Raw genomic sequence first — 21,631 nt, 5'->3', positions numbered from 1 at the left:
TGCGATTTCAAAGAGGCTGATTCAGCGGCGTGAACGCGATCGCTGATCGGCATCCACTCACTTCAATCGAATGCATCTTGTGCATGAATGGCCGAAGATGGTTGCCGAAAAGCTACGGAGTGCAGGTCTCGGGAGAGGTCGCATTGGGACCGATGTTGCCGGCGGTCCATTGCAGAAGGCATTCGCGCTGCTCCGAGAGGCCCGTCCTCTACAAGAGATCGCACTCATGCGCGAGATAGCAGGTTTAACCGACTGGTTACAGGATCGCTACCAGGAGAATATCCGTCCGGGGCGGCTTCTGATGGAACTGGACATGATGATGGGAGCCGAGTTCGCTCGGGAGGCCGCACGACGCCTTCCAGCGCAGGACGTCGCCTTCATCCCGGATGGGGATGACATGGCTGTGGTGGATCTGAACTATAACCTGAACGTCCAAGGACGATATTTTCCTCGTCTATTTGGAAGCGGTGAAACCTGACGGGACTTCTTGCTACCTACAGCAGGTCAGTTACGTGCGCGTCATAGGAAACTGTGGCTGCCTCGCCCCTGCAGCGCTCACCACAACAAGCTATCTGAAAAGCGGCCGCACTGCCCGCGCCAAGTGAACCGACCAGATTGGCGTTTATGTTGCGCCCCTGTCGGCGCGCATATTCAAGATACCGCTTGAGGGTTTGTCTGGAGGCGAGAGCACGAGCTTGGCCAATGTACCCGCTGACGGAGCACCGCCGCAGATCACGTTCCATCTCGGTCCTCACGGTTATTTAGTGAGCAACAGACTGTAGATCACTGCGCTGGCCTTGGCTCCGTCGGCGGTGTCGCTGAACAGCCACGATTTTCTTCCGGTGGCAAAAACTCTGATTTCGCGTTCCAGAATGTTGTTATCGATCGGCATCCTGCCGTCGCTGGTATAGCGTGTCAGGTAATCCCATTGGTTCAGGGTGTAGGCGACGGCGTCGCCGAGCTTGGTATCCGGCACGACCTTCGGCGCGATGGCGTCGAGCCACGCCTTTAGGGCGTTCAGGACAGGCAAGCTGTGCTGTTGGCGGAAACGGCGAATGCAATCAGCCGTCGTCTCACCGGCATCCGGGGTTTTGTCTCTTGCCTGCTTTTCGATCCGGTATAGCGGTTCGAAGAACCGGAGTGCCTGTTCCGGCGGTCCGCCTCCATTCTTCCGGGTTTTGAGAGCCTCGACGAAGCGCCGTCGTGAATGAGCCATGCATCCGACATGGGTTGCGCCATGCAATGTGCGCCACGCGGTGTAGCCATCGCTCACCAATATGCCGCGGTAGTCACCGAGGAAGGTCTGGGGGTGGATCTGGCCTCGGCCGAGCTGATAATCGAGCAGTACGATTGGCTGGTCACTATCCTCGCCACTGCGATAAGCCCACATATACGATGTGCTGGTGGCCTCCTTGTCCTTTTCCTTCAGGACCTGGACTGTGGTCTCATCGCCGTGAATGAGAGGCTGCGATTGCAAAAGGCAAAAACCGCAGGAGCAAAGGGATCCAGCGCCATCGTCTCCTGGACCAGGACAGCAAGGCTGTTGATGCCGGCCCGAAAGTCGATCGGCTCGCGATGCAGGTAAACCTTGAGATCAGCCCCAAGTCTGAACATGACCCAGCGCTCCGATGATTGCCGTCAATGCATCTACGTCACCGCATTCCAACGTCAGCTTCACGCCGTTCGGCAGTGACGCGCTCACCTTCGCTGGAGAGGGCAGCGGCCGGTTCCTCTCTGCTTTCCGAGGCAGCTCTTCACCAAACTCAAACTCGTCGCTGGCCGCGGTGATTTGCACCGGAATAAAAGACGATGTCGAAGACGGCGGCGACGCAAGCGGCTGGGTGTGCTTCCGTATCCATTTCCAAACGAGGTTCGCGTTGACCCCGTGTTCGCGCGCGAGTTTCGATACCGATGCGCCAGGTTCAAGGCAGGCCGCAATAAGGCGGTCTTTCGAACTTTGATCGAAACGGCGTCTCCCATTCCGACCGACCAGCCGCACGGCAAGTTTTTGACCTTCTTCCATCACTTGGTGTCCACCTATTTTGGTGGACACCTCATGCCAAAGCTCACTCATTGCAGAAGGTGCGGGGAAAATCGCGCTTACGGCGCGAGAGTCTGCGCGTATAGACCTGCGAGATCGCACATTTCGAAGGTATAATGTTCGGCAGCATCCAAGAGGTCGATCCAACCGATGACCTGGTTCCGCCAAACGACAGCGGTATTCAATACACCCACGAGGCCCATTTTGATGTTTCGTGGTCGGCAAAGTAGCGCTTCATGTCTTCGCTATCTCTGCCCAGAAAGTGACGACCAGCGCCGACACGCCTACTCCACTCGTCATCGGCGAGGGACTTCGTTCCTCCGAGGGGACTGTAATTGAGATCGGTCGAGTAGATACACCGCATAACGCCTGCAGCTCTATCAACCTTGAGGAGGGTAAAGAGCTTATGGCCAAATTCTTCCTGGAAAGCCTTCTCTGCCAATGGCATTAAGTCTTCGGAATTCGACAGGCCGCCGGCGCGCTCGTGGAATGCGACCAGCCGTTGACATTGATCGTCTCTCAGATGAAGCTCATATCATTCCTTGCAATTTTTCTGATCGGCTTCGTGGGATTTCTCACCTGACGGGGCCGTGAACAAAACCCAGTGCGGTTTCTTAAAGCGGCTGATTGTCCTATCCGGCAACGATTGGACAGTGGAGCGGGGCCGACCCTCATCAATGCCGATGTGCCGGCTGTCGCAGCGAAGCAGGCAAGAGATGCTCAGACTTTTCTCACCCGGATCTACGCACCCATGGGCCGCCGATCGCCGGACGAAGCTAGCGCTCCGCTCGGCGATCAAAGAGCCACATTAGACGACGCGCATGGTTCCGCTTAGTGCGTTTCGCTCGTCAGGAGTCGCATGTATCCTCCATTCGACGCGATCTGGGTAAAGTTCGAAAATGCTCGTCGCGAGAGTTCGAGACTCTTTCCAATTTTTAAAAATTGGAGTTGTCTCGTCGAACAGCACCGCCTCGGCCCCACCGCCTAGCGCGCCCTCCGCGATCATTCGATCCGCCGCTTCTTGTCGGTCGCGGGAGGAAGCACCAATGGTCTGCCTCAGCCCGCTGAATTCGCTAGAGAGCAGATGGTTCGCATGAGCTCGTGGCTCAGAAACCTTTACAACAACGCAGCCGGAGGCCGGCGCCTCGACAGACAGTACGGTGCGGGTCTTCGCATCCCCTAGAGTGTGATGAAAGCCACAGGACCGATCATTCCGCTTCAAAACGCCAACCGCTTCCTCCAGGCTTGTCATGCTGAGAATGGCACGGCAGAGAACCTGCCGTGGTATGCCAGGTTTGAGGTCGTTCGGCGTGATCTCGTTAATCGTCTGCACAAGGCCGCTCTCATTTAGGCCAAGGGTGCCGCCGGGGAGCATGCCGGGAGTCATAAAGCTGCTCCAGGCCGGCCCATCATCGGGCTCTATCTCGACCCAGAAGTTGGCACCGAGAAATTCGGGTTCACCGTCCTCATTATGGGCGATAACGGCCGGACCATCGCCTCGGGCTGGAATTAGAACAGTCGTGCAGCCCATTCCGGCAACGGCGTTTGGCCCCGAGGCTGCTTCTGGAATTTGCAGGTCGGCTTGGCAATTCAACAGGAATATGGTCTCGAAATCCTTGCCTGCCCCTTCTGCGATCCCCTCGAGTTCACGCACGCAGCGGGGAAAGACTGTACGGGCTGCGGCCTCTAGATTCTTCAGATACTCCGAGCCCCGCCAGCGGGCATCCAGGGCGCGAAATTGGTCAGTGCTAAGTCTATACTCGAGGAACCTTGTGGCATTGGCCTTTCCAAGCGCGCAGCCAATTGAAAAGGCATCGCCCTTGGCGAACAACCGCGTAATGGCATTTTTTGTCATTGAATCCTCTGCTTTCAGTCGCTGTCTATATTTTCTTACCGGCTGGCGGCCCTGCGATCTCGGATTCCGAGCAAAATCAGTCAGACCCGAGAAAGCGTGGTTGCCGTGCACGCTGCTACATAGACGCAAGAATTTCTTAACTTTGGGCGCTTCTCCCACCAGCCAATCCAACTCATTTGTTACATACTATATAGAAATGAGTCAACTGTTTCATTGCGTGGTAGATTTCATAGACTTAATTCGCAATGGAGGGGGTTCGCCGGAATGCACCAGAGGAAGCGCAGGTAAACGCATTCAAAGCAGGTACCTCCATAGGATCGCTCGGCAGCACCTATCGACGACGGCATTGGGCTTATTATTGATGAAGCAATAAGCTCGTTCCGCGGTAGCAGAGCTTGCCGTAAAAATCGTGTAGCGTCAGGTGTCAGCTGCCAAGTTGCTATCAATTCCGGATATCGCGGCCATCGAGGTAGCGCGCGTGCGGCTGTCTGGCGGGCTGCAACTTGCTGGTGCCGGTGCGGTAGGCGAAATCTGCGGCGTGTTGACGCCGCCGCGCGGGCGGGATGCCCCCATTTTGTGCGCACAGGGAAAAGTCTGCGCAGCATGCCGCCGGCTTCAACACGCAACTCGGGCTGTAGTGCATATGCTTCAGGCAACGGGCGACATAAGCAAGTTAGCGCTGTGGCTCGGTCAAGCCACTCTCCAGAGTACAGAGATCTACTCGGGTGCCGGCGAGCGAAAACCCGAGATGGTCGACGGTTTCGCGCAGCCTCGGCGGCTCTGAACACTGCTGCGAGCTCAATCCGGTCCACCATGAAACCAGCTTCCCCTGCCGCGCCATTGCCCGGCATGAAGAAAGGTGGTTCGGTTTCAACCCATACGTAAGCGGCAAGCCGAGGCCGTTCAGCCGGCGTAGTTCCACGGCATAAGTGCGTCGATTTCGCTGCTCGGCCAGCCATTGGCCATGCGCTCGAGCGTTTGGGTGAGCCAGGCGAGCGGATCGACGTTGTTCAGTTTTGCCGTCTGCAGCAGCGTCGCGATGGTCGCCCAGGTCCTTCCGCCGCCGTCGCTGCCGGCGAAGAGTGAGTTCTTTCTCGTAATGGCCTGGTGCCGGATCGCGCGCTCGACGATGTTGGAGTCGAGCTCGATGCGGCCGTCGATCAGGAAGCGCTCGAAGATGGCGCGGCGCGAGATGGCATAGCGGAGCGCCTCGGCGAGCTTCGATTTGCCGGAGACCCGCGGCAGGGTCTTTTGCCAGAGGGCAAAGAGGTCTGCGACGACCGCCGCAGAGGTTTGCTGACGCGCCGCGACACGGACCTCAGGGCTTTTGCCGCGGATGGTCTCCTCAATCTGCCAGAGCTTCGCCATCCGCTCGACCGTCGCCGTTGCAATCTCGGAGCTTTTGCCGACATGCAGCTCATAGAACTTGCGCCGACTATGCGACCAGCAGCCAGCCAATGTGACGCCGTCATTGCCGCCATCGGAGCGGACCAGCTTGTTATAGGCGGCATATCCGTCGACTTGCAGGATGCCGCGGTAGCCCTTGAGATGACGGGCGACGCACTCGCCGCCCCGACTGTCCTCAAAGCGATAGACGACCATGGGCGGACCGCTGCCGCCAAATGGTCGGTCATCCCTGGCGTAGGCCCATAGATAGGCTGTCTTCGTCGATCCGGACCCGGGAGCGAGCGTCGGCAAGGTGGTTTCGTCGGCGAAGATCCGTTCGGCTTTCTTGATCTCATCAAAGAGGTAGTCGGCCAGGATCTCCAGCTCAAAGCCGAGCTTGCCCATCCATTGCGCCATCAGTTTGCGGTCGAGCTCGACCTTGTCGCGGGCGTAAATCGCCTCCTGCCGGTAGAGCGGCAGGCCATCGGCATATTTGGAGACGGCAATCTGGGCGAGAAGTGCTTCCGTCGGAATGCCGGCTTCGATGATGTGTGCCGGCGCCGGTGCCTGGACGACGCCGTCCTCATTTTTGAAGGCATACTTCGGGCGGCGGGTGACGATGACGCGGAACTTCGCCGGCACCACATCCAGCCGCTCCGAGACGTCCTCGCCGATCAGCACCTTCTGCTTGCCGGCATGCTCCGACCGCTCCTCCGGCTCTATTACGACTTCGACCCGCTCCAGGTGGGGTGCGAAGCCCTTGCGCGGCCGCGGCGGACGTTTGCCTTCTGGGCGCTCGCGGCCCTTGTTGACCTGTGCCTTGATCGCGGCGATGCCGGTCTCGATCTCCTCAAAGACAAAGGCCTGCTGCTCGTCGTCAATGGGGGGAGAGCCGAGCTTTTCCGATCGCCGCCCGAAGCGGGCGCGATCGAAGGCCTTCAGGATCTGCGTCAGCCGCTCGATGCGCTCATCGGCATCGGCATTGCGCGCCTTGAGATCTGCGACCTCGCTCTCCAGGGCGTCGGCCCGCGCCGCCTTTTCGGCCATGGCAAGCACCATGGCTTTTAGCGCTTCTACGTCATCCGGGAGTTTGAGATCGGGCGGCGTCATCGACCCGACCAGAGCACATTTTGCTCCGGTTTTCCTGCCCTTTCAGGCCGCTGATTCACTTCGCCGCAGGGCTTTACCCAACAATCTCCGGCGGCTTGACCGGCACGGATCGAACCCGCTTCCAGTCCATGCCATCGATGAGCGCCAGAAGCTGGGCATGGTTGAGCTGAACCCGGTTATGACCGATGCGGGGCCAGCAGAACTGCGATTTTTCCAGCCGCTTGGCATAAAGGCAGACGCCGGAGCCGTCCCACCAGACGATCTTCACTCTATCCGCTCGTTTGGCCCGGAAGACGTAAAGTGCACCGTTGAACGGATCATTGCCGGCATCCCGCACCAGCGACAGCAAGCTGTCCGGGCCCTTGCGGAAGTCGACCGGATGACTGGCCAGGAACACCTTTACGCCGGAGGGGATCATGCCAACGCGCCGCGCGGATCACCCGCTGCAAGTGCGCCTCGTCAACATCTGCGCCGGCGCGCACGACAATGTCGCCAATGACAACCTCGATCACCGGGGCAGCCGGGCGCGCCGAGGCGACTTCGCCAGCCGAACGCGAGGCGGCATGGTCCAGAGCGTCACGACGACAGGCGAAGAGCTGCGACGGACGAATGCCGATCCGATGGGCGATCGCCGATACGCTCGCGCCCGGCTCCAGCGCCTCGGCCACCGCCTGCGCTTTGAACTCATCCGACCAGCGCCGGCGCAATTGCCGTGGAGCACCCTCAAGTCGCTCGGCGACCGCTTCGATCATATGGAAGGTTCTAGTTCCAGAACTAGGCGCAGACATAGAAGCTCACTTCGGCTCACAACGTGCGCTACCGATATCCGACCGCTAACCCTCTACGCCAGACGGGGTCTCCTTGCCGCTTACACCCATACGCCTATGCCACCTCGTGCAGGGCGAGGGCTCTTCAAAACGATCTGCGCCTCGATACCACCCGGCCGGTGCCAGTGAACCTCCAATGTACTCCCTTTGCTCGTCCATAAGAGGCGATCATACATAGGGTGGCGAGAACAACGTGGCTGTCAAACAGAAGGCCTGGAAAAGCCAATAGCGAAGCCATGCCGAAGCTGACGTTGATAGCACTTCAAGCGAGCGATCCAAGTAACTAATGGCGGCTCTCTTGCCACTCAGATGATCTGTCGATTTGATTTAGCCTTTGAGACTACGAGTCATCTGTGGCGTGCGCATGCGATATCACCCTAAAAATATTTACAAGATCTTTGCAACTGCAACTGCCTGGCAATGGTATCATCACCAACTGAGGCTGGGCCGGTGGCAAGACCGACGCCATTTTGCGATCAGCCAGGTATCCACAACAGAGGATGAAAAAGCAATGAAAAAAAAGGCGCTCATTCTGATCGAAGGCATCGGACCCGGTACTGGTCCGCAATACGTGCAAGCGGCTGAACATTTAGACCTTCATCCGATTACTCTGTCGTCCACCAAGGTTAAATATGACAATCTTTCCGGGGACAGGATAGAAGTGCTTCAAGTGGATACTGGCAATCTCGGCGCACTGATTCGCGAATGTTCCCGACTGCAGGAGAGGTATGAAATTGCTGGTATCACCAGCGCTGAGGAAAAGGTCTATGCGACCGTGGGAAAGCTTTGCCGACATTTCGGACTACCCGGACCGAACCCTGATTCGGTTGAACAATGCTGCGATAAATTCATTCAACGTAAACTCCTCGCAGAAGCCGGCGTTCCGATACCCGCGTACCGCTTGGCAACGACCGCGGCCGAGGTTGAGATCTGTGCCGCCGAAATCGGCCTACCGGTGGTTCTCAAGCCAGCCGTCGGGGGTATCGGCAGCATTGGTGTTAGACTGTGCCGCAACATCGACGAATTGGTGCAACATACGGCTTTTTTGTTGCATGCTAAACAGCTATGGCGGTCCTCGCCGAGGATCCTAGTCGAAGAATTTGCACACGGCCCATTTTACGAAGCTGAGACAATGGGAAACGAGGTCATCGGAATTAGTACCGCGGAGTTCGATAACCCGCCACTCTTTCTATTTCGGGAGAGCATCTTTCCGGCCATGCTGACTAGTGCCGAGCAGGAACGCCTCAGCAACGTAGCGCTAAGCTGCTTGGAAGCTCTCAGTATCGGTTGGGGGCCTGCGAATATTGAGATGCGGTGGACGACACGTGGCCCAGTGGTCATCGAGGTCAACCCCCGTATCGCGGGTGGAACATACCCTCGACGGGTTCAAATGGCCTACGGTGTCGATCTCGTCGCCGAACATGTCAAGCTTGTCATCGGCGCCGAGTGGGACTTGCGCAGAAAGTATCGGCAGACCTCAGGTGTGCGGTTCTTGATCCCGGATCGCGATGGCACACTCGACTGGGTTGTTGGTGACATTGAGGCGGCTGCCGTATCGGGCGTCGCGGAAATCGATCTGTACGTTGCCCCCCCCGCGTCGATCGTCAGGACAGGTGATTACCGAGACCGCATCGGACACGTCATAGCCGCGTCTCCTAGCTTCGCTCAGACGAAGGCCATACTTCAGCATGCGGCCAGCCTCATCAATTGGTCGATCAAGCCCTTTTCTGACGCTTAGCCAGTCAAAGCCCGCGTCTCTATCACTCCAACTGTCAACCTGTTCCGGGTGGACGTTGTCGGACCTGAGAAACGAGTCTGCAGCGCTAGGGCACGCCTGCGGAATGCCCTTCTATATGGTCAGGCAGGCAAGGCGGTGCGCCGCGATACCTGTGACAGCAACGCCTTGCCGGACAATAACGAAGGTGGGAGCCGAAGCGGTGATCCCTTTCAACTGACCTTGCCCCGTTGAAATGATCCCTTTTGAAGGAAGCTCTGGCCTATTGCGATCTGAGTGATCTGAACTGATCTGAACTTTTCAAACTGGATCAGTTTTGGTCAGAGTTTCCGGTGCATTTTCCTGGCTGGGAAGGAACGGAAGACGATAAAGGCATCGCATTTTCGGACGCCCAGAAGGCGTTCATTCTGAAGCAAGGCGACGAAGGTGTGCCGGTCGCAGAGATCTGCCGCGAGGCGGGGATCAGCCAGGCAACCTATTTCAACTGGAAGAAAAAATATGCCGGCATGTTGCCGCCGGATGAAGAAGCTGAAGCAGCTCGAGGACGAGAACGCACGGCTGAAGAAGATCGTCGCGGACCTGACACTCGACCGCGAGATGCTGCAGGATGTCATCCGCCGAAAGCTCTAAGTGTGGAGCCTCAACAGGTTGTCGTTGGTCAGACCGAGCCTGCTGATTGGTGTATTATATTTTAGGCTGCCATGGGGTCGATGCCAATTGTAGCGATGGAGCCATTTCGGCAGTTGGTCGGCTCGCATGTCCGAGGTGGGGTATGCGACGGCATAGGCCCATTCCCGAAGCGCGGTCTGAATGAAGAGTTCGGCCTTGCCATTGGTTTTTGGCGTATAGGGTCTTGTTCGGACGTGCTTGAGGCCAAGTTCGCGGCAGGCGCGGGCAAATTCGCCTGAGGCATAGTAGGGACCGTTATCGGTCATGACGCGCTCGACGGTAATGCCCAGGTTATTATAGTAGGTCAGCGCTGCCTTGAGAAAGGCAACCGCGCTGTCTGTCAATCGGCGTCCAAAATTGGCTCTGACTCAGTTTTGATGCAGTTGTGACGATGCTGCTTGCTGGTTTCCATAAAGGAATCAGCATGAGCACCAAGTTTCGCCCCTCTGATTTGGTACCAACTGGCTTCATCGCCGAGCGCATCACCCACATTGACGATGAGACCTGCATCTTGCTTTCCCGCGCCGGCGCTACCGCGGCGTGTCCGGCATGCGGACGAATGTCGCGAACGGTTCGAAGTCGCTATCGCCGCCAAGTCGCCGACCTTCCTCTCTCTGGGAAACGCGTCAGGCTGCCCGTGCAGACACGAAGGTTCGCTTGTGATGCCGTGCTCTGCGGCAGGCAGATATTCGCCGAGCGGTTTGGCGATGTGCTGCCGCCCTATGCCAGACGAACTGGGCGTCTTGAGCATGTCGTCCACCATTTGGCGCTTGCGCTTGGAGGACGCCCGGCGGCGCGTTTTGCCCAGCGGCTGATGCTTCCCGTCAGCAACGACACCTTGCTTCGCGTCATCCGCAGGCAAGGACCACCATCGTCGACCCCGCCCTCGGTGATTGTCATCGACGACTGGGCTTGGCGGCGCAATCATCGCTACGGCACGATCGTGTGGGACCTGGAGCGTCGGCGGCCGGTCCGTCTGCTGCCGGATCGTGAGCCGGCGACGGCGGAAGCTTGGCTACGGCAGAATGCCCAAATCCAAATCATTGCCCGCGATCGTGGCGGCGCTTACGGGCTGGCGGCCGCAAGGGCATTGCCCGATGCAGTGCAGGTCGCTGATCGATGGCATTTGATGGAGAACGCCAGCCGTGCGTTCCTGGACGCCGTTCGCAAATCGATGCGGCAAATCCGCAAGACGCTCGGAGCAACGCGCGTCAATCCCAAGCTGCTGACTGCGGCCGAACGCCTTCAATACGAAGGCTATCTCCGACGCGAACAGACCAACGCGGCCGTCATGGCGCTGACAAAGGACGGCATGACGATCAAAGAAATCGTGCGCCGTACCGGTCATAGCCGCGGCTTGGTCCGCCAGGTGCTCAGAGGGCAACGAATCGATGTCTTTCGGTCCAGAGAAAGCTCGTTGGAGAGCTATCTTGAATGGCTCGACGCGCAATGGGCTGCCGGCAAGCGGAACGGCACTGAGCTATGGCGGCGTTTGAGAGCAAAGGGTTTTCGCGGTTCGCGCCGGGTCGTGAGTGAATGGGCCACGCGGCGGAAGCGGGCCGACAAGGCGGATGCGGAATCGTTGACCCGCACCCCCTCCAGGACGATCGCTCGCCTCTTAACAACCAGCAGAGACAACCTGACGAAATCCGAGACCGTTACCATCGCCGCGATCGAAAGCGGTGTTCCCTTGCTCATTACGGCTCGCGATATCATTGCCGACTTCCATTTGATGATCCGGCGCAAGGCGGAAAGCCAGCTCGCGTCGTGGATCGACCGTGCCCGCGACAGTCTGGTTTCCTCCTTCGGGAACGGCGTGGTGAAAGACATTCAGGCAGTCCGGGCAGCGATCGTCTCTCCGTGGTCCAACGGACAAACAGAAGGGTAGATCACCAAGCTCAAGCTGGTAAAGCGCCAGATGTACGGACGCGGAAAGCTTTATCTTCTTCAAGCTCGCCTGATTGGCGCAACATGAGAGAATTGCACCAAATCTGCGTCAGAGCCCAATTTTGACCCCCTTTTGATGTAGATCAGCGCTTGGCCTGCCCGGCGCTGGCCGGGGTTGCAGAGGGTAGGCCAAGTGCGGGTGATGGGGTTCTTCGACTTCAGCTTTGAGAGCGGTTCTTGAAGCGCCAGGACTCGTTTCCGGTTTCGACAATCTCGCAATGATGGGTCAGACGGTCGAGAAGTGCTGTCGTCATTTTGGCGTCACCAAACACCGTCGGTTAACGCTTCGAAAGCGTCCTCAGGCTCTCTTGACTATGTTGTATCGCTCGACGGATTGCCTCTGTCGTCGTGGCGCTCCCATGAGGAACCTGGCCCATAACGCATCCTTTGATTCGACAAGGATGCCCCATTAAAGCCTGGGATCAAACATCTAAACATCATCTAGCCGTCGCGATCAGACGGTTTCTCGGGGAATGGCGCGATCGACCACCCGATTAAACTCACAGCTTCCTCGAGTATCGCCTCGGTCCGGACGAGAGTGGGTGAAGCAGCGATCACGTGCCCAATCAAGTCTCGATCATCGCCTTTCCTGGTAATCTGCATACCTGGTCTCACGTACAACGCGACCTCTGCCACGCCGTCCTCGGCCGCTGCCCGGCGATCGCCATCTATCCAATCCAAGATGCCATCTCGATTGGGGACCAGGAATTGTAAGGCCGCTGTCTGCAAGTGCCGTTTTGGCGAAGCCCATTCTTGACCTGTCAGGAGCTTGATGTGCCCGGTGATGAGATCAACGCCTAATGCGAGCTGGATCAGCTGCGGCGTGGAGCACCCAGGAAGCCGAGGATTGATTTCAATGACAACTGGCCCGCGTTGAGTCCACCGAACTTCAATGTTCGCTGGACCCCAATCGAGCCCAACGGCTCGTAAACAACTTAGCGAAACACTAGCGATTTGCTGATATTGGTCATCTGGAAGAGGCGCTGGAAAGATACTCTTCCGGGCGACAAAATGCGGCGGACGACCAAACTCTACCGAACCAATAGCAACGACTTCATTGCCCATTGTGTCAACACTGAAATGTGGGCCGACAACAAATTCTTCGATCAGGATTTTTTGCGAAGAGCATGAAGCGTACTTGGTGCACAACAGACGGGCCGTATGTTCAGCCAACTCATCGGCGTTGCGACACAATTGAACACCCGTGCTTCCGCTTCCTACAACGGGTTTGAGAATGACCGGCAGGCCGATTTCCGCAGCAAAATTTGTCACGTCCACAGCGTTCGTTGCCACGCGGTAAGCAGGCGTGGGGACGCCGGCGCATGTGAGGAGTCGGCGTTGCGCGGACTTGTCGGAGCACCTTTCGATCGAAGCGGGATTTGGCCCGGGCAAATTAAAGTGGCAGCAGAGCTTGCTGACCGTGAGATATATCGATTCGTCGCGACCAGCGAAACCGGTAATGCCAGCGATGCAATATGACGACTGCAATTCGTAGCATTTGCGGATTAAACTATCGAGATTGCTCGTGTCAATTTCTATAACCTCAGCCTTTAGCCGCGCCAGGTATTCATAACCGGTCGGGTCATCAGTCAAGGTGATTGGATGAAGTCCAAGGCGCCGCGCTGCCTCGACGTACAGCGGCCCATTACTCCGATGACCTTCTATTAAAATAAGTGCTTTTTTTGCCATTTGTATCTTTCTCTAATCGTTTGCTCCAATTTCAACCCAATTAAATAAGACGTGGATATAGATAACCGGCCGTCTAGTTGTGGCGTCTTGCTTGGCCGGAGATGTCTACCGATGCCCACACCAGGTCCTGCAAGTGCCGCCTAAGCCGCTTTATCTGCCGCCCGTGCAGGTGTACCTTCCAGCCTATAGTGTGTTGTCGTTCGCCCTTGCGTGACGCGCTGTTCCTAGATTCACTCGACCGTCGTTAGCGGCAGCCCGGTTGAGACATGCATGCTGGCTAAGACAGGTGCAGATTGCCTTTCCTCGGTAGGGCGCCTAATGCGGTTGCATGTCGAAGGTCCGACTTTCGTTTTCTACGCGCTCCTGAGAATCGGAGACATCCCGACCACAACAGCTTCCCGAGAAAGCAGATTGAAATCCATAGGCGCACGATGATCGCCCATGTCGGACGAACCAACTGAACTGTCACTTGCTCGAGCTGCTGCGGCTCCTAGGCTCAACTTACATAGCTCAGGTATGGCTGGTACAACGGAAAGGTGATGGCCTCCGGCACATTGCCAATTTCCCCTAGCGCGGTGACAGCATTGTAGAAAACTACCTCCTTCGGCATGCCCTTGGCTGATTGCGCCAGCGCATCTAAAACGCTCCTGGTTGTTTGAAAATCGATATTGAAGGATATCGAAGGCGACAGGCTGCGAACATGATGAAGTGTTCCCGGCGGCATATATAGCATGTCGCCAGCACCCACCGTCACGACGATGGGCTTCGCTTGCTTATACAGCGGAAATTGCACGTAGTCTGGTTGCTCGGGGTCGACGTCGAACCACCGCCAACCGCGACGGCCACAGTAGGGGGCCTGTCTGGGCGGGATAATGGTGAACTGCTTCGAACCGAATATTTGGAAAAACAGGTTGTGGCTAAGCAACGTGTCGAAGTGGAGCGGGGTAACCGTTCCTTCCGGACCCATAAAAAACTGCGAATATCTCCACCAATGCCGACGATAAGACGGACTGATAAAGTCTACTGGAAAGGGCCGGCAGTCCTCCGCCAAACTCTCAACTAAGCCGAGCAGTGGTACATCGTGGCAGTACGGCACTGCTCTTGCATTCGATGAACTGGCCTCAAGTGACGGGTCCATCAAGAAACGGGCATATTTCGCTAGCTCCCAAGACGCTACCTTGATGTCGCTACCGTCGAGCGATTTAATTGGCACTGTCAGCGATCCCGCGACTTCAGCAATATACTCTGGCGACCAACGCTGGCATGCGCTCCAGGCTGAACAGCCGCCGCTTAAGACAACCGGCCGCATTGCGTCTCTGTAATCGGTCGCAAATTCCAAGTTTGAGAGTTTTGTGATAATAGGAACCGATGACCAACCTGAGTCGCGTAGCGGCGAAGACGACAGATCCGCTGAAAAATCCGAGAGTGTCACTGCTTCGACTTCAATCATCTTGATCTCGCTTGACGCTTGGAACGGTTCACTGAAGCTCTGCGAGTGAAGAGGTAATTAGCTCGCGCTACATCATATGAGCTTTAGGCAAACAGGTAGTTGAGTTATGCAATCTCCGTCAGTTTTTATGAGGATATCCGGTATTCGCCCATTCACAACTATCGGTCCTGGTAGTTGTCCCCTTAAGCCGAACTCGTTATGCCGCCCTGATTCGGCGGGAGACGGACCAGATTGCGAAAAGCCGAAGTCATATTTTGCGCTTGCGTGATGGCCTAAGGACGTATGTACCAAACTCTGCGAGATGTTCCTGGTTGGCCGTTAAAGCATCTAGTGCGCAGCTACCGCGCCTAGCCGCGATCAGTCCCACAAGGCATTCCACCACGGCGATGGCCGGAGTCACGGTGTGAAAGAATGAAGGCGTTTCAATCTGAACGCCGATTACGATCTCCGAAATCTTAGCGATCGGAGATAAGTCGCTGTCCGTCAATGCGATTAATTTCGCGCCATGGGAAACAGCGAAGTCGGCGACCTCCATCGTGTGGCGACTGTATGGACTGACTGTAATTGCGAAAACAACGTCTCCTGGAGCGACTAATCTGAGTGCATCGTTCGCCGTGTCTCCTGAACCGTCAATCAATATAGTTGGAGACCCAAGCATTGAGCCGACGTAGTGCATCAAGTGGGCCGCAGGAAAACTCGACCGGAGGCCTATACAAAAGACTTGGTTCGCCACCGCCATGAGGTCAGCGGCTGCCGCCAGCGCGGCAATAGTGGCTGGACGGGTGATCGCGCTAAGATGGCTCTTCAAAGAATTAATTGTGCCGCCGATGAGGACGCCATCGCCCTCAACTTCTCTTCGTGCTACCAGTTCTTCCACATGACCCGAGAAGGCTTCTGCTCCTTCCCTGAAGCCGTGGGCGAATAGTTCCTTCATTTTATCAAAGCCGTCGAAACCAAGGCGCTTGGAAAGCCGCGTTAGCGTTGCCGGAGGCACTTGTGCTCGGCGCGCCTGCTCCCTCATTGAAAGAAGTGCGACTTCAGCAGGATGCTCAATCAGCCAACGAGCCGCAATCTGCAATTGGGGCGGCAAGCCGTCGTACCTAGCCTTTATGAGACGTGCGATAGGGAAATCCATTATGGTTCACTTCCTCGAATTGACAAAGCAATAGCTGGGAATCAGCAAACCCAATGGGGAGTAGCAATCAAACTCAACCACTAACGTTCCGCGGTACGCGGATATGAAACAAACATAAGGAGGGCGGCGACGCACAAGAGAATAACCTAGGTGCCATTGTTTCGGACTGCAAAAGATCATGTCAACGGCCGCTAGTCATGAGATGATTCGAATGCGCAGGCGCTTGATCACCATGGCGGCTGCTCTCCGCAGTCTAGCTGATTTAACGTTTGAGATGAACTCCACCTTTTCAGGTCAGCCGGGGACGGGATCGAAAGCAGTTCGCATGGGATTTTCTCGGCAATCATTGCTGGCACCGATTGGGAGACGCCGTATCCACCAGAGCGTGGAAACGAGGTCAACCGACGACGCATATTCCTGATGTGCTTTACGTGCTGTTTAACGAGTTTCATTGCGCTGATGTAGGACGTAGTGCCTTTGCACGAGAGAGCAAGGCTGCTAAGGGCTTCTCACCGCCTGGGATGGCTAATGGCACTAGCTTTGTGTAACTCGTTTCCGCCATCAAACTAAGTTAGTTGGTGCGTCACGTAATTCATCTAACCAGCAGGCGCCTTCGGAATATGGGCGCGAAAAAATCTTGCCAATCTTCTCTGTGCCGGTGCTATGATGATAGCGCATGTACAGTCGTCCATCGGCGCCAAGGTCGAGGATCTCAATCTTTCCCGTATAGTGCGACATGATGTATTTAAAGGTCTTTTGAATTCCGCTTAGACGATGATTGGCGCCGTGTACAATCTCAAGGGCTCGTCGGAATGGAACCTGAAAATGCGACGCGCCCTTCACCGGCCTGCCCTGAAAAAGATAGTATGGACGGACGCCAATTTGATGGCATTTAGCGAACGTTGCAGCCAAGATTTCCACGCTATCATTAACCTTTCCTAGGAGCACTGACTGATTTAGGAACTGCACGCCGTGCTCGCGCAATAAATGAATGTTTCGATCCGCATCGGCAGAGATTTCGCCTATGTGATCGAAATGTGTGACAACTACTGCGGCCTTGCCGGCACTTTGGATTCGTTCAAATAGTGTCACCAAAGCGGGATCCTCGAATCGCTTAGGCTCATATGCGATCATCTTTGTGCCAAACCGGATGGACTCCAAGTGCTGGAGCGGCAGCAGATGATCAAGGATTCTATTGAGCTTGGCGGTGCTAAGCATGAACGGGTCGCCCCCTGAAAGTAACACGTTCGTCATCTCCAGGTGACGCCGGATGTACTCGGCAATCTTCTCGAAGTCCACTGCGGTTTCGTCAGAGTCCTTTCCGACGATTCGCTTTCGGAAACAGTACCGGCAATATGAAGCGCACTTGTCAGTCACCAGCAGCAACCCAGTTCGGGGATACTTGTGTTGAAATCCTGGGACTACCGTGTTGTCGTGCTCTCCACTTGTATCCAAATTTCCGGGACTGCCGAACTCATCCAATGACGGCTCTACGATGTGTTTTAACTGGTCATAATAGCCACTGTTGGTGATGTGTTCACGATAAAATCTTGTGACATGATAGCGCGTGATATCGTTGGCTTGCAGTTCATCGTCAGTAACAGTGCGCTGACCTTCAATGAAATTCATGATCATGGTCCCGTGTGGCTGATCCGCGTCTAGGGGCGATGACGGGATAGCGAGGTCGCCGCTCCTCGAAACTAACCAGCGTGTTCAGCTCACCGTAGCTACTGCGGGCACGGGCACTCGCGGCATCCCAATCCAGCTGCGCAAATACTGCCAAAGTACGCAGGTCCTGAGAGCCGTCCTTTTTGGGAGGAGGCTCCTCCGCCAGAAGAGGGGATTTTTTCTCGCCCCTAAGTGCCACCGCACAGACCCGCTGCTCAAGGTCGACTGAGATCTGCGTCAGCGGCTGCCCCAGATAGCGCATAATATCTTGCTCAAACAGCTTGGTCGCGTAAATAGGTTTCTGCTGGATTACGCCACCGACTTCACCAAATTCAAGCGCAAGATCTGGTCGCCCCGGGTAATCCGCAACGAATACTAACTTCACCTTAAGCTCCAGCAAATCCACAGGCGTCGCATAGTAATTGCAGGCAGTTATAGCTGGAAACATCGCGGCATAGCCTTTGATGGGGAGCCCGAGGACGGACTCAACAATCTGGCCGAACAACAGTTCCTGGACCGCGATGGCGGAAAGCGCAACACGCACCAGCTTCAGCAAGGTCTCGAACGTGGATCCTTCTGAAAGCTCAAATCGGGCAAAGACAATCGACCAGCTCGATAAGATTGTCGCGAGCAATTTGGTCCCAGAACATCTGCTTTGCGCCTTGAGCCACGCTGCCAGCGGCTCGTGCAACACAAGGTCGACGTGAGCACCCTCCCCATTTTGTCGAAGTGGGCGCGACCGGCCCGTCGGCAAAATGAGCCCCACTAGAGCGCTTAACGGCCTTCCAGCCGGTTGACCTTCCAACGGTACACGCACAAGCGCACGACGCTGCCAAATGTCGTATTCCGCGCACTGCACCCGCAACGGCGACAGCTGCTCGGCGCGGTTCTCGTGGAACGCAGTGTTGGTCAGAGAGAATTCGCGCATTATTCTACTACCTAACTGATGATCCGAGATGTTGTGCACGGTGATCAGCGGTAGGTGGTCGTCCACTGCCAAGCCCAACAGGCGAGCACGGATCAGCCGTCCGGTGTCCAAGTTCAACGTCATCTGCGCTCCGTGACCAATGAGTTCAGCCACAATCGCCTCGAAATCCGCCACCGCCCTCAAATCGTCGCGGTTTACCCTCAGGCCGACGTTCGCCCGAAATGGCTCTCCGTCAACCAATCCGAACGGGGTGCGCAATGGTTCGTGGCACGCCACCAGCAGGTCCAGTTCAGACTGAAGAACTGCCTCATTAGGCTTCCCGTGAAGACTTAGCCTCACCTGAACCTGTTCGGCTGGGAAGGCGTCAGCGAGACGCGATGAATACCACAGCCCGTGCCGGAGGAATGACAAAGGCGCTCGCCATGACGGCGGCGCAGCTTCAATTGGTGGGGCGGCGCTCAACGGGGCATTCTCGCTTGAAATTGGAGGACCTGAGCAAATGACCATAGTAAACACCTTCGGTCGGAGACGGCAGGATCGCCACGGTCGCAATTGACCTTGTTGTTTGCCCTGCATTCTGCGTGCCATCGCAACCAGTCGAGCAGCGGCCCAAACCCAAGGGATTTGCGCGCCGCAATGGTAATTTTGCGTTAGGTATGTCACGTTCAGGACACTAGCTTGTCGAAAAACAGACGCACGCTGTTATCGAAATCCAGCGACTTACATCAACGCATAGACAACCATGCTATCGGCAAACGGCCGAGCACAAATTAAAAGGCGCTTGCAAATCTCGCGATTAGACGACTGTCTTACCGTAGGCATCCGGTGGGGAGCGCAACTCGGGCGGCTTGAGCGTTCAGCATCTTGGGCGTCCAGTCCATGGAAGCAATTGCTCCAGCAGACTGATCGGCGCGTCCAGAATGTTGGCGAGCCAGGCATGTGGATCGACGTCGTTGATTTTTGGGCTCATGATTAGCGCGGCCATGGATGCGGCACGATGAGCACCGCGATCCGGCCCGGCAAAGAGCCATGACTCGGTTCGATGTAACGCATCTTAGATGCGGGATTTTCATCCTTCTGGCCGGTAAGGAGGCCGGTCTGAATGGCGAGACCTTTTCGAATGATCTGAGAGAGCGTGTTGTCGGGGCGGTAACGCAGGAGGGACTGTCGTGGCTGCGTCCAAACGCTTCGGCATTGGCATCAGCACTGCGATCGATTGGGTGCGGCGGTTTCTTGGAGGATAGCTCCTACAATTCGATAATGCCAAAATCTACTGCTTTCATAGCAGCGACTATTCTGCTGGTTACATCGAGCTTTTGCATAGCATTTTTCACATGGAAGTCGACCGTATTGTGAGATATTCCTAATATAGTGCCAATATCCCAGGATGATTTACCTCGGGCCACCCAGGAAATACATTCCTTTTCTCTTAGGGAAAGGCTGGGGGTGCCAACTGCACAGCTTGAATCCACAGTGGCAACCTTTGAATGGAAATGTAAAGCAGCAAGTTGCAGGTAGGTGATTGTTCTGTTGTCGAATTCGAACTCCGAAGGCTTAGCAAAGCTCATGACGGCAAAGCTCGATTCTGGACCATGCATCGGAACACTGATGCCTGACCTCAAGCCGAAACTCGCGGCCTCGTCGAGTACGAGCCTCTCGATTTTAGTCGTGCTTGCGTCGCTGTATACTTCACTCCAACGAAAGGCGCGCACCCGCTTTCGGCTCTTGTTGATGATGGGGTCTATTCTGTCATAATCCATTTCGGAATAACGTTTCAGCCACTCATCAGGATAGTTCAGCATCGCTTTCTGACTGCATCGAGTGGGAGTTGAAAACTTGTGGTTCGGTTTTAGAGGACGATAAGCAACCCATGGACAACCGAAATTTAAAGCAAAATCAGACAACGAGTCAAACAGCTGTTCGGAGCGGGCAAGTCCATCGGTCTGGTCGAGAAAGCGGCATAACTCTACAGCCTCCGTCTCGGCCTTCGACGGGACGAGAGAAAACGAGTCGGACACTCTTGTTGCTAGCCCTCTAGCTTTAGCGGCCGCATTCGTGTGTGGGCCTTCCATGGTCGCTCCTTAAGCGCGCCAAATGTTGTCACTCGTGCATGAAGCTCTCCAGCTGTCGGGTACGGTTCAGCCGGCTTTCTGCGAGCAAATAGCACTTCACGCAAAGCTTGCGCTTAGGATGTCACATCAGGACGGCAGGCCGAGACCAGCGACGATAGAGCTTCAAAGATCGTGCCAATTGGAGGCGACATCCTCTGTGAACAATGCTCTTCGTGTTTTCCAATGACATAGGCTATGCCGCGGCAGCATCAGCTTGATATTCACCACTTGTCGGATCCGACAAACCCGACAGTAACTGTAGGTTTCCAGCGTTTTTGTCGTCATCCCAATTTCCATACACCGGTTGATCTGAACCCTTCAAACTGGACCAGTTTTTAATGCCTGCTATACTTAATCAGAAAGAGCGTAGCCGACGGACCATACGGTGCGTATTAGACGCTGTCCGCCAGCCGTATTGAGAGCCGCGCGCAAGCGGCCGATGTGAACGTCGATGGTGCGGGGCCCAACATGAACAGCGTGCAGCCAAGCGGCGTCCCGCAGTTCATCTCTGGAGTACACCCTATGCGGACTCTTCATGAGATGGTGCAACAGGCGAAACTCGATTGGAGCGAGGTGGATCGTGCAACCGTTCCGTCGCACGCGATGTCTACTGACATCCAGTTCGAGATCGCGAAAGGTCAAAGATTCTGGGGAGCAGGGGGCGAGATTCCCATTCGCGTCGTGCCAGATCGCACCAATACTTGCCATAAGGATCTCGGGCGAGAACGGTCTGGTGAGGAACCGGTCCGCGCCGGCATCGAGCATATCTTGCCCGCTCGCGTCGTCACCTTCGGCCGCAAGCGCGATAATCGACATTGACCGCGTCCGTTTGTTCAGGCGGAGGCCTTCACAGAGTGTCTGCGTCTTGACACCGGGTATACGTGATTCGAGAAGCAGCAGGTCCGGCGCCTTTGTCTCGAGGCGCTTCGCAAGCGCCTCGCCACCGCTCACACCCACAACAACAAGGCCCTCGCTTCTAACTGTATATTCCAGGAACGTACGAAAGCTATCATCTGCTGCAGCAATCAGTACCGTTGGCGGTGGCGGGAAATTCGGGTTACTAACCTCATTTGACATCGT

14 protein-coding genes and 8 pseudogenes are annotated in these 21,631 nt (G+C 56.1%); 5 read left to right on the top strand and 17 right to left on the bottom strand.

The genetic code is table 11. The features are described from left to right. The first annotated feature begins 226 nt into the window (after positions 1 to 226). Positions 227 to 478: a ribosomal protein L16 gene (locus NXC14_RS33565; RefSeq protein ID WP_245362177.1), complete on the top strand. Its 252-nt coding sequence runs from the start codon at positions 227 to 229 to the stop codon at positions 476 to 478. Between the two features lie 285 nt (positions 479 to 763). Here the strand turns inward: NXC14_RS33565 and NXC14_RS23460 are convergent. The 6 genes and pseudogenes from NXC14_RS23460 to NXC14_RS23425 form a co-directional block, all read right to left on the bottom strand. Next, positions 764 to 1,477, bottom strand: a pseudogene (locus tag NXC14_RS23460) (IS66 family transposase); the annotation flags it as partial. A 117-nt stretch (positions 1,478 to 1,594) separates the two neighbouring features. Beyond that, positions 1,595 to 2,026 carry a transposase gene (locus tag NXC14_RS23450; protein WP_157131484.1) on the bottom strand — a complete coding sequence of 144 codons (432 nt, stop codon included), beginning with the start codon at positions 2,024 to 2,026 and terminating at the stop codon, positions 1,595 to 1,597. 823 nt (positions 2,027 to 2,849) lie between these two features. Further along, entirely contained in the window at positions 2,850 to 3,896 is a 1,047-nt protein-coding gene (locus NXC14_RS23440; RefSeq protein WP_085780454.1) for a C45 family peptidase, read from the bottom strand. A 903-nt stretch (positions 3,897 to 4,799) separates the two neighbouring features. Continuing rightward, positions 4,800 to 6,392, bottom strand: a complete 1,593-nt coding sequence (locus NXC14_RS23435) for an IS66 family transposase (protein WP_085780453.1) — start codon at positions 6,390 to 6,392, stop codon at positions 4,800 to 4,802. A 73-nt stretch (positions 6,393 to 6,465) separates the two neighbouring features. Beyond that, entirely contained in the window at positions 6,466 to 6,810 is a 345-nt protein-coding gene (gene tnpB / locus NXC14_RS23430) for an IS66 family insertion sequence element accessory protein TnpB (protein WP_010003750.1), read from the bottom strand. Continuing rightward, positions 6,710 to 7,144, bottom strand: a complete 435-nt coding sequence (locus NXC14_RS23425) for a transposase (protein WP_245362176.1) — start codon at positions 7,142 to 7,144, stop codon at positions 6,710 to 6,712. The genes tnpB and NXC14_RS23425 overlap by 101 nt, the downstream gene beginning before the upstream one ends. Positions 7,145 to 7,730: 586 nt before the next feature. On the opposite strand from NXC14_RS23425, the gene NXC14_RS23420 reads away from it, so the two are divergent. Continuing rightward, entirely contained in the window at positions 7,731 to 8,957 is a 1,227-nt protein-coding gene (locus NXC14_RS23420; protein ID WP_085780452.1) for an ATP-grasp domain-containing protein, read from the top strand. A gap of 371 nt (positions 8,958 to 9,328) precedes the next feature. Next, positions 9,329 to 9,578: pseudogene (locus tag NXC14_RS32650) on the top strand (transposase); the annotation flags it as partial. Between the two features lie 2 nt (positions 9,579 to 9,580). Here NXC14_RS32650 and NXC14_RS23410 read toward each other — a convergent pair. After that, positions 9,581 to 9,958, bottom strand: a pseudogene (locus tag NXC14_RS23410) (integrase core domain-containing protein); the annotation flags it as partial. An 89-nt stretch (positions 9,959 to 10,047) separates the two neighbouring features. On the opposite strand from NXC14_RS23410, the pseudogene NXC14_RS23405 reads away from it, so the two are divergent. After that, positions 10,048 to 11,598, top strand: a pseudogene (locus NXC14_RS23405) (ISL3 family transposase). A 130-nt stretch (positions 11,599 to 11,728) separates the two neighbouring features. Here NXC14_RS23405 and NXC14_RS23395 read toward each other — a convergent pair. From NXC14_RS23395 to NXC14_RS23365, 8 genes and pseudogenes are all read right to left on the bottom strand, one after another. Beyond that, a pseudogene (locus NXC14_RS23395) lies at positions 11,729 to 11,848 on the bottom strand (ATP-binding protein); the annotation flags it as partial. A gap of 3 nt (positions 11,849 to 11,851) precedes the next feature. Further along, positions 11,852 to 11,947: pseudogene (locus tag NXC14_RS32645) on the bottom strand (IS481 family transposase); the annotation flags it as partial. A gap of 64 nt (positions 11,948 to 12,011) precedes the next feature. Further along, positions 12,012 to 13,259, bottom strand: a complete 1,248-nt coding sequence (locus tag NXC14_RS23390; RefSeq protein ID WP_085780450.1) for an ATP-grasp domain-containing protein — start codon at positions 13,257 to 13,259, stop codon at positions 12,012 to 12,014. A 496-nt stretch (positions 13,260 to 13,755) separates the two neighbouring features. Continuing rightward, positions 13,756 to 14,709, bottom strand: a complete 954-nt coding sequence (locus NXC14_RS23385; protein ID WP_245362175.1) for a cupin-like domain-containing protein — start codon at positions 14,707 to 14,709, stop codon at positions 13,756 to 13,758. A gap of 247 nt (positions 14,710 to 14,956) precedes the next feature. Further along, a complete protein-coding gene (locus NXC14_RS23380) occupies positions 14,957 to 15,844 on the bottom strand; it encodes a MurR/RpiR family transcriptional regulator (RefSeq protein WP_085780449.1) in 888 nt (295 codons plus the stop codon). 561 nt (positions 15,845 to 16,405) lie between these two features. Next, the gene (locus NXC14_RS23375) at positions 16,406 to 17,473 is read right to left on the bottom strand and encodes a radical SAM protein (RefSeq protein ID WP_157131482.1); all 1,068 of its coding nucleotides are present in this window, start codon (positions 17,471 to 17,473) and stop codon (positions 16,406 to 16,408) included. Beyond that, positions 17,460 to 18,902, bottom strand: a complete 1,443-nt coding sequence (locus NXC14_RS23370; RefSeq protein WP_198175539.1) for a hypothetical protein — start codon at positions 18,900 to 18,902, stop codon at positions 17,460 to 17,462. The genes NXC14_RS23375 and NXC14_RS23370 overlap by 14 nt, the downstream gene beginning before the upstream one ends. Positions 18,903 to 19,249: 347 nt before the next feature. Next, positions 19,250 to 19,491, bottom strand: a pseudogene (locus NXC14_RS23365) (hypothetical protein); the annotation flags it as partial. Here NXC14_RS23365 and NXC14_RS32640 point away from each other — a divergent pair. Next, positions 19,470 to 19,672: pseudogene (locus NXC14_RS32640) on the top strand (hypothetical protein); the annotation flags it as partial. The pseudogenes NXC14_RS23365 and NXC14_RS32640 overlap by 22 nt on opposite strands. A 15-nt stretch (positions 19,673 to 19,687) precedes the next feature. On the opposite strand, the gene NXC14_RS23360 reads toward NXC14_RS32640, so the two are convergent. Both NXC14_RS23360 and NXC14_RS23355 read right to left on the bottom strand, forming a co-directional pair. Continuing rightward, positions 19,688 to 20,512: a LuxR family transcriptional regulator gene (locus NXC14_RS23360; RefSeq protein ID WP_085780446.1), complete on the bottom strand. Its 825-nt coding sequence runs from the start codon at positions 20,510 to 20,512 to the stop codon at positions 19,688 to 19,690. A 390-nt stretch (positions 20,513 to 20,902) separates the two neighbouring features. Next, positions 20,903 to 21,628 carry a response regulator transcription factor gene (locus NXC14_RS23355; RefSeq protein ID WP_085780445.1) on the bottom strand — a complete coding sequence of 242 codons (726 nt, stop codon included), beginning with the start codon at positions 21,626 to 21,628 and terminating at the stop codon, positions 20,903 to 20,905. Between the last annotated feature and the right edge of the window lie 3 nt (positions 21,629 to 21,631).

Origin of the sequence: Rhizobium sp. NXC14 (genome assembly GCF_002117485.1) — a bacterium.
Lineage (GTDB): Bacteria > Pseudomonadota > Alphaproteobacteria > Rhizobiales > Rhizobiaceae > Rhizobium.
This window is presented reverse-complemented; position numbering and strand designations above follow the sequence as displayed.